13 protein-coding genes are annotated in these 15,700 nt (G+C 61.2%); 8 read left to right on the top strand and 5 right to left on the bottom strand.

Annotated features, from left to right (window positions below; translation table 11 throughout):
- Positions 1 to 12: 12 nt before the first annotated feature.
- From V3587_RS01425 to V3587_RS01415, 3 genes are all read right to left on the bottom strand, one after another.
- The gene (locus V3587_RS01425; RefSeq protein ID WP_283376042.1) at positions 13 to 1,191 is read right to left on the bottom strand and encodes an acyl-CoA dehydrogenase family protein; all 1,179 of its coding nucleotides are present in this window, start codon (positions 1,189 to 1,191) and stop codon (positions 13 to 15) included.
- Positions 1,192 to 1,362: 171 nt separating this feature from the next.
- Entirely contained in the window at positions 1,363 to 2,232 is an 870-nt protein-coding gene (locus V3587_RS01420) for an alpha/beta fold hydrolase (protein ID WP_019745379.1), read from the bottom strand.
- A 76-nt stretch (positions 2,233 to 2,308) separates the two neighbouring features.
- A complete protein-coding gene (locus tag V3587_RS01415; protein WP_007729442.1) occupies positions 2,309 to 3,217 on the bottom strand; it encodes an IclR family transcriptional regulator in 909 nt (302 codons plus the stop codon).
- Positions 3,218 to 3,355: 138 nt separating this feature from the next.
- Between V3587_RS01415 and V3587_RS01410 the strand changes: the two genes are divergently transcribed.
- The 3 genes from V3587_RS01410 to V3587_RS01400 all read left to right on the top strand — a co-directional run bounded on the left by V3587_RS01410 (position 3,356) and on the right by V3587_RS01400 (position 6,132).
- The gene (locus tag V3587_RS01410; RefSeq protein ID WP_083056640.1) at positions 3,356 to 4,231 is read left to right on the top strand and encodes a TIGR03619 family F420-dependent LLM class oxidoreductase; all 876 of its coding nucleotides are present in this window, start codon (positions 3,356 to 3,358) and stop codon (positions 4,229 to 4,231) included.
- A 32-nt stretch (positions 4,232 to 4,263) separates the two neighbouring features.
- Entirely contained in the window at positions 4,264 to 4,755 is a 492-nt protein-coding gene (locus V3587_RS01405; RefSeq protein ID WP_003939809.1) for a nuclear transport factor 2 family protein, read from the top strand.
- A gap of 129 nt (positions 4,756 to 4,884) precedes the next feature.
- Positions 4,885 to 6,132: an Nramp family divalent metal transporter gene (locus V3587_RS01400; RefSeq protein ID WP_020909201.1), complete on the top strand. Its 1,248-nt coding sequence runs from the start codon at positions 4,885 to 4,887 to the stop codon at positions 6,130 to 6,132.
- Between the two features lie 56 nt (positions 6,133 to 6,188).
- On the opposite strand, the gene V3587_RS01395 is transcribed toward V3587_RS01400, so the two are convergent.
- Positions 6,189 to 7,784 carry an acyl-CoA synthetase gene (locus V3587_RS01395; RefSeq protein WP_007729448.1) on the bottom strand — a complete coding sequence of 532 codons (1,596 nt, stop codon included), beginning with the start codon at positions 7,782 to 7,784 and terminating at the stop codon, positions 6,189 to 6,191.
- A gap of 370 nt (positions 7,785 to 8,154) precedes the next feature.
- Here V3587_RS01395 and V3587_RS01390 point away from each other — a divergent pair, with 370 nt between their 5' ends.
- The 3 genes from V3587_RS01390 to V3587_RS01380 all read left to right on the top strand — a co-directional run bounded on the left by V3587_RS01390 (position 8,155) and on the right by V3587_RS01380 (position 12,942).
- Entirely contained in the window at positions 8,155 to 9,093 is a 939-nt protein-coding gene (locus V3587_RS01390; protein WP_007729451.1) for a 3-oxoacyl-ACP reductase, read from the top strand.
- Positions 9,094 to 9,120: 27 nt separating this feature from the next.
- A complete protein-coding gene (locus V3587_RS01385; protein ID WP_030537180.1) occupies positions 9,121 to 9,864 on the top strand; it encodes an SDR family NAD(P)-dependent oxidoreductase in 744 nt (247 codons plus the stop codon).
- A 339-nt stretch (positions 9,865 to 10,203) separates the two neighbouring features.
- Positions 10,204 to 12,942 (top strand): S8 family serine peptidase, encoded by a 2,739-nt coding sequence (locus V3587_RS01380; RefSeq protein ID WP_283376041.1) that lies wholly within the window; start codon positions 10,204 to 10,206, stop codon positions 12,940 to 12,942.
- 52 nt (positions 12,943 to 12,994) lie between these two features.
- On the opposite strand, the gene V3587_RS01375 is transcribed toward V3587_RS01380, so the two are convergent.
- Positions 12,995 to 13,900: an amidohydrolase family protein gene (locus tag V3587_RS01375; RefSeq protein ID WP_172403435.1), complete on the bottom strand. Its 906-nt coding sequence runs from the start codon at positions 13,898 to 13,900 to the stop codon at positions 12,995 to 12,997.
- A gap of 125 nt (positions 13,901 to 14,025) precedes the next feature.
- Between V3587_RS01375 and V3587_RS01370 the strand changes: the two genes are divergently transcribed.
- Positions 14,026 to 14,553, top strand: a complete 528-nt coding sequence (locus V3587_RS01370; RefSeq protein WP_283376040.1) for a nuclear transport factor 2 family protein — start codon at positions 14,026 to 14,028, stop codon at positions 14,551 to 14,553.
- A 4-nt stretch (positions 14,554 to 14,557) separates the two neighbouring features.
- Positions 14,558 to 15,691: an oxidoreductase gene (locus V3587_RS01365; protein WP_050654615.1), complete on the top strand. Its 1,134-nt coding sequence runs from the start codon at positions 14,558 to 14,560 to the stop codon at positions 15,689 to 15,691.
- Positions 15,692 to 15,700 lie beyond the last annotated feature (9 nt).

Genomic DNA, 15,700 nt, shown 5'->3' with positions numbered 1-15,700 from the left:
GTATTTGTGGGACTAGATCATCGAGCGGTGGATACCCTGCGGTTCGCCGCCGAGCTGCGAGAGCGTCGACGCATGGAAGATGGAACCGGGTACATGGATCGCGTGCGCCAAACCGGCATGAGCGTCACGCCAGAACCGCTGCATCGGCGTGTTCAACTGCAAAGCCCCACCACCGGAACGAGCAAAGATCTCGTCCACCGCCCGCACCGCCCGCCACGCCGCAGCAGTCTGCGTACGGCGACCGATCGCACGAAGCTCGAACGAAACTTCCTGCCCCTTCTCCGTCATGTCCCAGAAACGATCCACCGTCTCCAAGATCGCAGCCCGAGAAGCAGCGATCTCGGCCGCAGCCTCACCGATCGCGAACAGCACGTACGGATCTTCCTTGATCGGAACACCACTGACCGTCACACGCTCACGCTGCGCCGCCATGTTGCACGCCAACGCACCTTCGGCGATACCGATCAACGACGAGGTGATCCCCAACGGGAAAATGCACGAGAACGGGAACTTGTACAACGTCTCCGTACGACCCGCTTCCTTCCACGCCGTCCCGTCGTACACCTTTCCGGCGTCGATCGTGCGGTAGGTGGGCAGGAACGCGTCCTTGACGATCAGGTCCTTCGACCCGGTTCCGCGCAGGCCCACGACATTCCAGCTGTCCTGGTCGATGTCGTAATCGGAGCGCGGCAGCAGTACGTGCAGGTGCTTCGGCGGCATCAACGGCTTGCCGGACTCGTCACCGACCATCGCGCCGATCATGATCCAGTCACAGTGATCGGTGCCGGACGAGAACGACCAACGACCGTTGAGGATGTACCCACCCTCGACCGGCCTCGCCACACCCATCGGCGCATACGGCGACGCTATCCACGTATCAGGATCGGTTCCCCACACCTCTTCCTGAGCCTTGCGGTCGAAGAACGCAAGCTCCCACGGATGCACACCGACGATGCCGCTGACCCAGCCCGTGGCACCGTCCATCGCGCCGATAGCCATTGCCGTCTCGGCGAATTCACGCGGATGCGCCTCGAGGCCTCCGAACTCCTTCGGCTGGAACATCCGGATGACGCCGGAGTCGCGCAAGCGCTTCGCGCTGCCGTCCGTCAAGCGCATCAGCTTGTCGCCCTCGACTCCGTCAGCGCGGATCTCGTCGGCGAACTGTGAGATGTTGTCCAGAACCTGACCCATGATTTTTCCGGCTTTCTGGTTTCGCTACCCGGCGAGTGCCTGGGCAGAATGAAAATCTGTTGGTGAAACGGTGGCAGGTAGCCCACCGAAGTGCAGAAACGCTTCCCGGTGAGTGGGAGCACCCCTGTGCGCCTTTTTGGTAGTGGGGGCTACCAAAAAGGCGCACGGGCCTTACTTGCCTTCTGGACGCGTCAGAAATGCCAGAACGGACGCGACCCAGGCGTCGCGAGCTTCGATCATCGTCCAGTGTCCGCAGTTGGGGAAGATGTGAACTTCGCCGTTGGGGATGTCGCGCATCGGCAGAATCGCCATGTCCACGGGGCTGACGCGGTCGTCGCGTCCCCAGGTCAACAGCGTCGGCGCCTTGATCTTGTTCAGCTGCGCCCAGTACGGCACGGCGGTCGACGCAGCGGCAGCCGCGCCCATGGCGGCCATGGCCTTGCTGCTGTACATACGACGGGCGATCTCGAGCGTCGTCGGCTCGGTGGCCAGGGCCCAACGCTCTTCGATGAGCTGCTCGGTGACGACGGCACGGTCGAAGACCATCGAATGCAACCAGCGGACCAGGGCTTCGCGGGTGGGGTTGTCGGTGAACTCCATGAGGAGTTTGATGCCTTCACCGGGCCCCGGCGAGAAGGTGTTCTTTCCCATGCCGCCGATGGTGACGAGCTTGCTCACCCGGTGCGGCTCGTCGATCGCGACCTTGGTGGCGACGATGCCGCCCATGGAGTTACCGATCATGTGGACCGGGCCGAGGCCGAGGCCGTCGAGGAACATCCCGACCGACGCCTGCGCCATCATCATGGGATGGTCGGGGCCGGGATCGCTGACGCCGAATCCGGGAAACTCGAGAACGTAGCAGTGGAAGTGCTCCGCGAAGTCCGCGAGAACGCCGCGGTAGTTACGCCAACCGGTGACGCCGGGGCCCGATCCGTGCAGCAGCAGGAGCGGCGGGCCGTCGCCGGCTTCGTGGTACCGGAGCACACCGAGATCGGTCTGCAGTTCCTTCAGAGTTCCCTCGTAGCTCAGTTCAGTCGTCATGGTCCGAACGGTGCCATCAGGACCGCTGAGCTGCTATGACTCGTCCCGATCAGCGAGACAAGTCGATCAAAATACGTCAGATCCAGTGGTCGGACGACGCTGCCAGCAGGCGATCCATCGTCTCCGCCGAGAACGTATTGGTCGGAACGGGAGGCGTTTTGCGGCCGCGGCGAGGAGCACCCAGTTCGGGGTACAGCGTCCGTGAGACCTCGCGAGCCGCGTCGACGACCAGCGGAGCAACTCGCTCGAGCTGAGCGGTCCGCATGTCACCACACAACGCGATGCTGCCGACGGGACCCTCGTGTCCGCGAATTGCCGAAGCCACACAAGCGACTCCACGCGCCGACTCCCCGCGTTCGAAGGCCAGTCCCCGACGCTGACGGATGCGGTTCAGTTCCTGGTGGAGCACAGCGACGTCGGTGATCGTGTTCTCGGTGCAGCGGGGAAGAGAAGCCCCGAACAGAGCGTCGACGCGCTCGGGGTCGATCCACGCCAGCATCGCCTTGCCACCAGCCGTCGAATGAGCGAGCACTCTGCCGCCGACGCGGGACGGGAGCGCCGCGGCGAATCGTCCGCCGACCTTGTCGAGATAGACGCTCTCGCGTCCGTCGAGCACCGACAGGTGAACGACCATGCCGGTCTGCAGGTGCAGTTCGTGCAGAAGCGGTGCAGCGGCTTCGCGGATCTGGCTGTGGCCGCCGTCGCCACCACCGAGGCCGAGCGCGCGACGCCCGAGGCAGTAGCCGAACGATGCGTGATCGACCCAGTCCAGCTTGACCAGCTGATCGAGAATGCGGTGGACCGTGGAGCGCGGCAACTGAGTACGGCACGCGACCTCTTCCAGCGTCAGCCGCGCGGCGCGGCCGTCGAAGGCGTCGAGAATCAGTGTCATCCGCTCGACCATCGACGGCGGCAGATCCTTCTTGGGTTGCCCACCGGCAGTCTGGACGGTGGACAGTGTGTCGTTCATGTCAACAATGGTCATGGACGCCTCCCGAAAACTGGAATTGATTCTACCGACTATAACCCAGGTCACAGTTTCTGGAAAGTGAATCGATCTTTTCGATCCCGATCAGCGGTAATTCACCTGCCACCGGGCGAGTGGGGACGCTATAAACGCCCGATGCACCTGGGAATCGTCACACCGGTCCTGATTCAGCACCCGAGCACGCGCTCGGAGTGGGAGGCAAGTGCTGACATCGGCGAGATCGCCACAGTGGCCGCCACGGCGGATCGACTCGGTTTCCATCATCTGACCTGCAGTGAACACGTGGCGGTCCCCGAGGAGATTGCCGCCGAGCGCGGCGGAACCTACTGGGATCCGCTCGCCACCCTTGGTTTTCTCGCCGCGCGTACATCAAGAATCCTGCTGGCGACCCAGGTGCTGGTGTTGGGCTACCACCACCCCCTCGAGATCGCCAAGCGTTACGGAACGCTTGATCGCGTCAGCAATGGACGCCTGATACTCGGCCTCGGGGTGGGGACTCTGAAACAAGAATTCGATCTCATAAATGCTCCATTTGCCGACCGAGGAGCGCGCGCTGACGATGCCTTGGCCGCACTTCGGGCATCACTGTCGACGCCGACTCCGGAGTATCACGGCGAGTTCTACGACTACTCCGGATTTGTCGTCGAACCCCACGCCGTCCAGAAACGGGTGCCGCTGTGGATCGGCGGCCGGACCAAGAGATCGCTGCGCCGGGCCACCACACACGGCGACGGGTGGGTGCCGTTCGGGCTGCGATTCTCCGAACTGAAGGAAATGCTCGACGCCACGACGCTCCCCGACGGATTCGACGTGGTGCTTCCCGCCGGTGCGCCGCTCGATCCTCTCGGCAATCGCGAATCCACCCTTCGCGCCTTGACTCGCGTCCGTGACGCCGGGGCGACCATCGCCAGCTGCTCGGTCGGCGCTCGAAGCGTCGAGCACTACTGCGAACAACTCGAAGAACTTCACCGAATCGCCCTCACCGAGGGCTTCTCTTTCACCACTTCCTGATTCCCCGACAATCCAATGCAAAGGACGTACCGATGACCGACTCGACCGCCCTGATCGAATCCCTGCTCGCCCGAGTGGAATTGCTCGAGGACAAGCTCGCGATCACCGAACTGCTGACCACATACAGCCCTGCCGTCGACAGCGGATCAGCCGACGAGGTCGCGAACCTGTGGCTCGAGGACGGCGTCTACGACGTCGATACCGGTGCGATGCACGGCCGCGGCGAACTGCGCGCGATGGTTCACAGCGCCTCACACCAGAACTGGATCATGAACGGCGCGGCCCACATGATGACACCCGCCCACATCCGCATCGACGGCAACAAGGCCGTCGCGACCTGCCATTCGCAGTTGGTCATCAAAGACCCCGAGAACCCGACGGGATTCAAGGTCCTCCGCATCACCGCGAACCGCTGGGAACTGATCAAGACGGACGGCGAGTGGAAGGTCGAACTGCGTACCAACGCCCTCCTGGACGGCCGACCCGAGGCTCGCGCTCTCCTGGCTGCCGGCGTGACGGCCTAACCGGCCTGTGCGCGGTTAGGGACCCTCTGCGGTCGCTAACCGCGCACAGCTGTTGAAAGTTCGGCTCCCCGAACTCTATAGTTCACTTATTCGAACCAACAGGTCCGAGTACGTGTGACCAGGAGACCGATGAGCACCAGTACGCAAGAGCCGACGACTCCGCGCCGACGACCCACGGGGAGATCCATCGCCCTGCTCGGTCCGGCGTTCGTCGCGGCAATCGCGTACGTCGATCCGGGCAACGTCGCCGCCAACCTCACCGCCGGCGCCAAGTACGGCTACCTCCTCATCTGGGTACTCGTACTCGCCAACGCGATGGCCGTCCTCGTGCAGTATCTGTCCGCGAAACTCGGTCTCGTCTCCGGCAGATCCCTGCCCGAAATGCTGGGTCAGCGCCTGCGTAAGAACAACCGCCGCGCGTTCTGGCTCCAGGCCGAGATGATGGCGATCGCGACCGACGTCGCCGAAGTCATCGGCGGGGCCATCGCACTCAACCTGCTCTTCAACATCCCGCTCTTCCTCGGCGGACTGATCACCGGATGCGTGTCGATGGTGATCCTGACGATCCAAAGTCGGCGCGGACAGCGCACTTTCGAGTTCGTGGTGATGGGATTGCTGGCCATCATCACCATCGGCTTCCTGACCGGGCTCGCCTTCACCGACGTCTCCGGCAGCGAAGCGGTCGCCGGACTGGTCCCCCGCTTCGAAGGAACCGAGACCGTACTGCTCGCCGCCAGCATGCTCGGAGCAACGGTCATGCCGCACGCGATCTACCTTCACTCCGCATTGGCACGTGATCGCCACGGCCACATCAAACCCGGCCCACGGTTGCAGCGACTACTCAAAGTCACCCGTTGGGATGTCGTCGTCGCGTTGATCATCGCCGGTGGCGTGAACATCGGCATGCTGCTTCTGGCCGCTTCGGCGCTGCGCGGAGTACCCGGCACCGACACCATCGACGGCGCGCATGCCGCGATCGAGAATTCGCTCGGCCCGGGCGTAGCCGTGGTGTTCGCGATCGGCCTCCTCGCCTCCGGACTCGCGTCGACCTCCGTGGGATGCGCGGCCGGCGCCGAGATCATGCATGGTCTTCTGGCCATTCGGATTCCGGTGATCACACGCCGGATCGTCACGCTCATCCCGGCACTGATCGTGCTCGGACTCGGCGTCGACCCGACGCTGGCGCTCGTGCTCAGCCAAGTGGTCTTGAGCCTGTGCATCCCCTTCGCGATCATCCCGCTGGTGCGAATGACCTCGGACCCCGAACTCATGGGCGACGCGCGCAATGCCCCGCTCACGACCGTCGCGGCGTGGATTGCGGCGGGCTTGATCGTTGCACTCAACGTCGCTCTGCTGGTTCTGACGGTGACAGGCTAGAGCACCGGAGCCACCCAACGCGTCCCTCACAAACGCGCTGGACGGCTCCGGCCGGACTAGGAGACTTGCTCGGCGAGAGTGGCCTTGGCCCAGCGATAGTCGGCCTTTCCGCTGGGAGAACGCCTGATCGACGGAACGTTCATGACGGTGCGCGGCACTTTGTACCGAGCGACCTGCGACGCGCAATGCTCACCGATCTCGGCAGCGTCCGGGACGTCGAAGCCTTCGCGGGTCGTGATGACCGCAGCGACGCGCTCACCGAACTTCGCATCCGGAATTCCCGCGACCAAAGCGTCGAGCACCGCCGGGTGACTCTTGAGCGCCTGCTCGACCTCTTCCGGATACACCTTCTCCCCGCCGGTGTTGATGCACTGAGAACCACGTCCCAGCAAGACGATCGAGCCGTCGGCTTCCACGCGTCCGACGTCGCCGAGCACCGACATCCGCACCCCGTCGATCACCGGGAACGTAGCCGCGGTCTTGACCGGATCATTGAAGTAGCCGACCGGCACGTGACCGCTGCGAGCGATGTAGCCGGTCTCGGGCGATCCCGGCTCCAGCGGCCGCATCCTTTCGTCCACGACGCGGGTCTCGTCGCGAGCGGCGATGCGCATCAGGCCGTCTTCGCCGATCTCCAGATTGCCGTCGACGCCCGACTCCGAGGAGCCGAATCCGTCGCGGATCACCAGGTTCGGAAGCATCGACTTGAGCTGCTCCCGCAGTGAGAGCGAGAACAAGGCTCCGCCGGACGAGACCATTCCGACCGTGCTGAGGTCGTAATCTGCTGCGTTTGCTGCCAATTCGTCTGCGAGCGGACGTGCCATCGCGTCTCCGACGACGGTGATGGAGACGGCCTTCTCACTTCCGGCGAGCTGCAGCGTCGCCTTCGCGTCGAACCGCGCCATGAGAATTGCGTTGGCGCCCATGAAGAATCCGGTGAACAGCGAGTACGACGCCGCACCGTGCATCAGGGGTGCGGTACTGAGCATGTTCATCGCGGGAACGTTCGGCACCGCGGCGAACAGAGCCTCAGCGGTCGTATGCGGCGGACCGAACGGATTTCCGCCGGTGAGCGCCGCGAAGTAGAAGTCTTCATGACGCCACATGACACCCTTGGGCATCCCCGTCGTGCCGCCGGTGTAGATGACAAAGAGGTCGTCGTTGCTGCGGGGCGCGAAGTCACGAGTAGCGGGCTGCTCCGCGGCAGCGTCGGCGTATCCAACGACGTCGACACCTTCGATATCGCGGACCACGGACTTGCCGACGACAACGACGTGTTTGATGCCGGGCGCGGCCGGGAGAACCGTCTCCACGACGGAAACGAACTCCTCGTCCACGATCAGTGCCACCGACTGCGAATCGTTGTACAGATAGGTCAGTTCGGCGTCGACGTAGCGATAGTTGACGTTGATCGGGACCGCACGAATCTTGAGGCAGCCGAGCAAACTCTCGACGAACTCGATGCTGTTGCGCATGTGCAGAGCAACGTGATCGCCGGGCCCGACACCGACGCTCGCCAGGTGGCGGGCGATGCGATTCGAGCCCTCGTCCAGCTCGACGTAGGTGCGACGACGACCATCGCACACGAGCGCCGTGCGGTCCGGAATCAGATCCGAGATGCCCTCGTACAGATCTGCCAAATTCAGTGACACTGCTGGTGCCTTCCTTGATGTCCGGCCCGGTGAATTCGGGGCCGACCGTACTGCGTTTTCGGTGGGAACTATCCGACCCTGGAGCCGACGAATGCGGCCGAGAACTGAGCGGATCGGTGGTGACGCAAACGCGTACGCGGTGGGATCGCCGCGTCGCCCCAAGGTGGCATGCAGCGCTCGTGACCCAGATCACCGCTCCCGCTGAGTGAGACTCCTCCTCAGTCGGCCAAACTTCTGTTCAAAACTAGAACTAATTCTGATTTCGCTCGAATGATTTTTTCGGAACCGACTACCGAACTCTCGACTTCAAATTAGAATGAATACTAATTCTGCAAGACGTACCCGACCGCCCGGATCGAAGGAGCACGACATGACGCAATCACTGAGCTTGGAAGGCAAAGTTGCCGCCGTCACCGGCGCCGGCGCCGGCCTGGGTCGCGCCGAAGCACTCGGACTCGCGGCTGCCGGTGCAGCCGTCATCGTCAACGACATGGGTGCAGCGGCCAACGACGTGGTCGACGAGATCAAGGCCGCAGGTGGACAGGCACTCGCCATCACCGGCGACGTCTCCGACTGGTCGCTCGGCGGGCGCATCATCGAAGAGGCTGTCAAGAACTTCGGATCCTTCGACATCCTCGTCAACAATGCAGGCATCCTGCGCGACAAGATGATCTTCAACCTGACCGAATCCGATTGGGACGACGTCATCCGTGTGCACCTCAAGGGCCACGCCGCCACCTCGCACGCAGCCGCAGTCCACTGGCGCGCAGCCAGCAAGGCAGCCGACGCACCGGTCTACGGCCGCATCATCAACACCTCTTCCGAGGCCTTCCTCTTCGGCAGCGCCGGACAGCCCAACTACTCGGCAGCCAAGGCCGGCATCACCGCTCTGACGCTCTCGAGCGCAGCAGGTCTCTCCCGCTACGGCGTCCGCACCAACGCGATCTGCCCCCGCGCGCGCACCGCCATGACGGCAGAAGCCTTCGGCGAGAACAACACCGGCGTCGTCGGCCTCGATCCGCTTGCACCCGAGCGCGTCGCGACCCTGGTCAGCTACCTCGCATCCCCCGATTCCGACGAGATCAACGGACAGGTCTTCGTCGTCTACGGCAAGATGGTGGCGTTGATGGAAGCACCCAAGGTCGAGAACCGTTTCGACGCAGCCGGATCCGCGTTCACCGTCGAAGAGCTCGGTGGCCAGCTCTCGTCTTACTTCTCCGGCCGTGGGCCGTACGAGACCTACGCCGCCTACAGCATCGCCGGCCTCGAAAAGATTGCACTTGCAGTCGACGAGACCGCAACAGTTTGAGCAGCACTTACGAAGAGGAGCGTTTTCATGAGGTTGAACGGCAAGGTAGCGATCGTCACCGGCGGCGCCGGTGGAATCGGTCGCGCTATCACCCGAGTCTTCGCCCGTGAAGGCGCGAAGGTCCTGTTCGTCGATATCAACGACGAGCAGGGCCAGGCCCTCGAACAAGAACTGGCCGGCTCCGGCAAGTTCCTGAACGTCGACCTTGCTGCCGCCGGTTCGGCCGAGCAGATCCGTGACGCCGCACTCGAGGCTTTCGGCAAGCTCGACATCCTGGTGAACAACGCTCACGCGTCCCGTCAGGCTCCGTTGCTCGAAACCACGCAGGACATGTTCGACCTGTCCTTCAACACCGGTTTCTACCCCGTTGTCCACCTCATGCAGGCGTGCCACGACGAACTCGCGAAGACCAAGGGTTCGGTCGTCAACTTCGCATCGGGTTCAGGTTTGGACGGAATGCCCACCCAGACGTCCTACGCTGCGGCCAAGGAAGCTGTGCGAGGCCTGACGCGCGTCGTCGCCAACGAGTGGGCGCCGGAAGGCATTCGGGTCAACGTGGTCTGCCCGTTCGCCGCCACCGAAGGCGTCGTCAAGTGGCAGGAAGCCTTCCCTGAGCGCGCAGCCGCATCGGTTGCCAAGGTGCCTCTCGGACGCATCGGTGATCCCGAAACCGACATCGCTCCCGTCGTGGTGTTCCTGGCGAGCGACGATTCCAAGTACATGACCGGACAGACGTTGATGGCCGACGGCGGCAGCATCAAACTGCGCTGAGCCGAAGTTCTTCTCGGTGGGCTCAGCCCAAGGGCGTAGACATATCTCGGTGAACAACCCGTCTTTTCTCGGTTGCAATCATATAGATCGGACAGGCCTAAAGTGTTGGTCCAGCAGATTGACAAGCCCAAAGATTCATCCGAACGGACGACATGAAATTTCTCCAGAGAATGCAAGGATTCCCGTAAACTACGGGAGGACTGTAACTGCTATGTGCGCGATTCCGAGATTCATGGACGATTCACGGAGACCAGTACACCTGGTGGATTGGCCAGCCCACAACGGAATGTTGGATACGCTGGGTAGCCCTCACCGCCATCAATCCTGCAACGCGACCGCATGACTAGCCGTGTACGCTACTCAAACAGGGCGATAGTCGCGGCAATCACCCCCGCCCTCATCCTTCTAGCTGCGGGATGTCAGCCGAACACAGGCTCCCTCTCCGGTTCTGTCGATAATGGAAACTCGTCTACGCAAACCTCGACAACGACAACGACTTCTACGCCCGATCCTGGGCAGCCCGCATCTGGAGAGTGGGCGACTGATTCTCTCCACTATACGATCCCAGAGGGCTCGACCCGTTCGATCGGGCTGACTTGGAATCCCCAAGGCTCCCCAACTGGTGCGCTCGCTGCGAACATAAGTGGAACGCTTTCCGATATTGCCGTAATCGACGCCGCTGCCGGGGTGGAGTCAGATGCGGGGACCGTGGAGTTTCCCCTCTTAATAACTATGCCCGCTAGCTCACGCGATTCCTACAGCGGCGCGGTGCAACTCGCGGATGCACGCGGCCAGATCGGTCCACCGTTGACAATCACAGTGGAAACAGATTTCGCAGACGCATTCCATATTCCTTCGGATTTCACACCCCCATCGATAGATAGAATAATTACCTTTCAAGACTATCCACAGATCAGCGATGAACTGCTAGTTTGGGTCGATCCGGCAAACAATCCCGATACCGTCATAAGAGAGGTGGCATCATCGACCGGGTCGGTGATTTACGGCGCCGATCCGAGTCTTGGAATCTACGAAATTCGCTTCCGTGATAGAACTCCGGATTATATAGAATCATTGAAGCCCTCGATCGAATCCCACCCGGGCGTCGCCCAGGTAACAAACAACTACATAGCCAAACTAGATTCCGTACCTAACGACCCGATGAATAAACCCGTCGGCAAAGCTCCGAATCTGGAGTGGGTCAGCGATAACGAAGCAAACTGGGGGCTTCGGCAAATCCAAGCCTCTCGAGCGTGGGATCTCCTAGGAAATGGTGGAGACCCCAATGTCATAGTCGGAATAATCGACGCTGGTCCCATATATAGTCGACACGAGGACCTTTCCGCGAATATGTCTCGGTCACCGATGAATTCGTACTCAGGAAGGACTGAAGACCACTCCACTCATGTGGCGGGGATCGCCTGCGCCACGGGAAACAACGGTGTTGGGATCACCGGCGCCGCACAGCGGTGCGATTTGAGAGATTTCTCGGGCACCCCGACCAACGGCATTATGCCTCTCAATTATCTTGTTCGTAACATGACTTCCGCGGCGAAGGCAGGCGCAAAGGTCGTTAACATAAGCTGGGGTTTTGCGCCATTTGAGTACTTCTCCGGCCCTGACGACTACGATTGCGTAGCCGATACCTTTGGCGACCGAAGAGGACGCGATGAGATCAGGAGAAACCTTGCATCGGTAGTCCGAGATTCACCGGACACGCTATGGGTCGCCGCCGCAGGAAATGAATGCGCCGATGCCACCGACCACTTCCCCGCAGCACTCGCTGCAGATCCAGACTCTACCGTAGCGGATCGAGTTGTCAGCGTCGGCGCTACCACCCGCGATTCCAATTGGGCGCCATACTCCAATTTCGGCGAGGCGGTCACCATTGTTGCACCGGGAGGCACGATGGACGGTCCTGCTGAAGACCAAGTTCTCAGCACGGTTTCTAGGTGTAAAAACAACCTATCAACATGGTTTCAGAGAGTATGCGAGTCCACCTATCGTTCCGACGCGGGCACATCAATGGCTGCACCCTACGTCACAGGCACCGCTGCACTCGCATTGAGCGCATATCCCAATGCTCGACCAGAACGTGTAAAACAATGCTTGGAAGATGATTCATCAACCGACAGTATTGAGATTAGTCCGCCACGCAGCGGTGACCCTACCGTACATCTTCTCAGCGCACATTCCACAATCACTTGCATACTTCAATATCAACTGAAAATCCCCGGAGCCAACAATTACATCACAGCGGTTACTGTCGAATCATTTGGAGGTATTTTTGTCGGCGACGAAACCGGAAATATCTTCGCGGCAAGTTCTAAGGGAAAAGACTGGCACCGACTGATTTCGGTCGACCCTTCGACACCATCGCAAAGAATTATTCGCGACTTGATAGTCGACAATGAAAACAAATTGTCCGTTCTATCAACAGACGGTCGATACGGATTCGAAATACGCACATATCAAGACGGGGAGACAATACCGTTTCGGACGATTTCTTTCCCCAATTGGGGCTGGGACGGAAATAGCGTATACCTCGGAGTCGACCCCCTCGGAAATATCTATATGACATACGGACCTGCCAGAGGAATATTTAAGATACCCGCCGAATCGACGTCGGCGACGTATCATCCAACCGACCTGACTCAAAATCTAATTCGAATGGACGCCAAATACCCTGATTCAACTGTCGAATCAGGTGCAGTATTCAACGAAGGACACGACCTCTTCGCTTCCATCTCGAACGAACTCGAGGGAACCATCGTTCGGATTCCTGCGGGATCCGACATAGACGACTCACAACCCTACCTTACGCGTGGCAGTTTCATTGGAAATATAGCCATCGATAAAAAAGGAACACTCGCCGCAATATCTTATCTAGGTAACTCTTTCGGCAGGACGGACCCTACGATCATCCTTATCCCACAAGATGATGAATCAACTATTGAAGTGTCTGTTCCAAACCTCCATACGATGGTCGATCTTGCATTTACAGCAAATAGCGAGATAATTGTTGTCGACGATGGGCGTCTAATACTGATGGACTCACGATTGCTGAAACCGAGATAACCCAGGCGGAAGTCAAACCACCTTCGCCCAAATTCACTCTTCTCGGTGAGACTCAGCTCACCGAGAAGAGCTTGGCAGCGTTGTCGTGCACGACGGCTCGCAGCCATTCGTCTCCGAGATCGAAGCGCGTAACCGCTTGCAAGGCTGTGAGATACGGGTACGGAATGTTCGGGAAGTCGCTACCGAACAGAATCCGGTCCTGCATGTCGACGAGCCGTGATACGTCCGCCTTCGGGAAGGCACACTGCTCTTCCGTGAAGTCGGTGAACGCCATGGTCGTATCCAGGCGGACATTACCGTAAGCCTCTGCCAGATCGAGGAATTCGCTGTACTCGGGCATCCCCATGTGGGCGACGATCAACGACAGGCGCGGGTACCGTGCGAGCAGCGAAGCAATGCGATCAGGTCCCGTGTACTCCCCCGGCGCCGGTCCCGATCCACAATGGATCACGATGGGCGTCTCGGAGTCCTCGAGCTGACCCCAGACCTTGTCGAGCAGAGGGTCGTTCGGGTCGTAGTTTCCGACCTGGATGTGGGACTTGAAGATTCGCGCGCCCGAATCCAGGGCCTTTCCGACGTACGACGCCGCCGACTCCTCGGGATAGAACGTGGCCGTGTGCAGGCAATCAGGAGTTTGCGCGGCAAATTCGACGGCCCACTGATTGAGCCACTCTGCCATCGCGTGCTTGTGCGGGTAGATCATCGACGTGAAAGCCCGGACACCGAACTCGCGGAGACGGTGTACCCGCTCCTCCTCGGCAAGTCGGTAGGCGATGGGCCAAGGACGACCGATCATCGGTCCCGCCGAATCGAAGTAGCCCCACACCTTGTCCATGACGCTCTTCGGCATGAAATGGGTATGGACGTCGATCACGCCAGGAACACCCAACTCGCGCCAAAAAGCCCGAACCTCGGCGATCTCCTCCGGTCCAGTCGATGGGACCTCTTCGGTACACACGTCTGACACCCCTTTCGTTCGCTCGACCATACCGAGTGCCGTCGCGCTCACCGGGACAGGTCGTTGACGGCCCGCCCGGAGCACCCGAATGTGAACCCATCTTGCCGATCACCGTTGGAGGTTGAATGTCTCAGGCCGAGTCCGAAGTGGGGTCGATCAGTGCCGTCGAGGAACTGCTCGCAATCGAGGAAATCAAGCGTGTGTTCGCCGCGCGCCTACGCTGCATGGACACCAAGCAGTGGCACGTCTACCCAACCCTGCACACCGCAGACGTCGTCAGCGAGACGTGGGGCGGACTCCCGACAGACAAGCAACCCAAGACCGGCGACACCTCGAACCAGGTAGTGGGCATCGACAAACTCACCGCGGCAATTCGGAACATGCTCGACGGCGACATCCCCCTCACCACGGCGCACCACGCACACACTCCCGAAATCGTGCTGACCTCGTCCACCACCGCAACCGGCATCTGGGCGATGGAGGACATGCTGTGGTGGAACGACGGCGAGAAAGAACTGCACCTACACGGCTACGGCCACTACCACGAGAAATACCGCAAAGAAGACGGCAAGTGGCTGATCAGCTACCGAACCCTCACCCGGCTCCGTGTCGACCAGGACCCCGGATTCTTCCGATTCATGAAAGCGCTGTGACGAAGTGACCAACCCGCTGTTCCAACCGCTCCGCATCCGTTCGCTCGAACTGTCCAACCGCATAGTCATGTCGCCGATGACGCGCACGTACTCCATCGAGGGCGTGCCTGGCCGGGACGTCGCCGAGTACTACCGCCGACGAGCTGAGGGCGGCACCGGACTGATCGTCACCGAAGGCGTCGCGATCGATCACGAGACTGCTGTCGACCACGCCAACGTCCCCAACCTCCACACTCCCGCTGCTCAGGCCGGATGGCGGAAGGTAGTCGACGACGTGCACGCTGCGGGCGGCAAGATCGTGCCTCAGCTCTGGCACGTCGGACCTTTGTGGGGCGCGATGACGCAGATGGACCCCTCACTCAAGCCGATGCGCCCCTCAGGCGAATGGGGCCCGCTCGGCGTCACCTCGTACTCCGCTGCCTACGTCGAACGCGCACAGGCGAGCACCGAAGCGATGACCGAGCAGGACATCCAGGACGTCATCGACGCGTACGTCCGTAGCGCGAAGCACGCCGTCGAACTCGGCTTCGACGGCATCGCGATCCACGGCGGTCACGGCTACCTCCTCGATTCCTTCTTCTGGGAGGGCACCAACCAGCGCGACGACGCGTGGGGAGGCGACCTGGAGCGTCGTACCAGGTTCCCGGCCGCCGTCGTCGCCGCGATCCGCGCGGCCATCGGACCGGATCTGCCGATCATCTACCGTTTCTCACAGCACAAGCAGCAAGATTTCACCGCGAAGATCGCCGAAACCCCCGAAGAGTTGGGCGTCATCCTGGGCGCGCTGGTCGACGCCGGAGTCGACGTTCTCGACGCCAGCATCAGGCGTTTCGACGTGCCGGCCTTCGAAGGCAGCGATCTCTCGTTGGCGGGTTGGGCGAAGAAGCTGACCGGCGCCGTCACGATGGCCGTCGGCAGCGTCGGTATCGGAAAGTCGCTGCGGGACAGCCGCATCGAAGGCGTCGCACCTGTAGTCGACAACATCCCACAGCTCGAGGAGCGCATCGGCAGCGGAGAGTTCGATCTGATCGCGATCGGCCGTCTCCATCTCGCCGATCCTGCATTGGCAACTACCCTGCGCGCCGGTGGCCCGCTACCGGCGTTCGATCGAGCGGTGCATGAGGGCAGCTTGATCTAGGGGCTCCGC

Source organism: Rhodococcus sp. IEGM 1306 (assembly GCF_036541985.1).
GTDB lineage: Bacteria > Actinomycetota > Actinomycetes > Mycobacteriales > Mycobacteriaceae > Rhodococcus_F > Rhodococcus_F qingshengii.
Note: the sequence above shows the minus strand (reverse complement) of the source record. Positions and strands in the feature narration are given on the sequence as shown.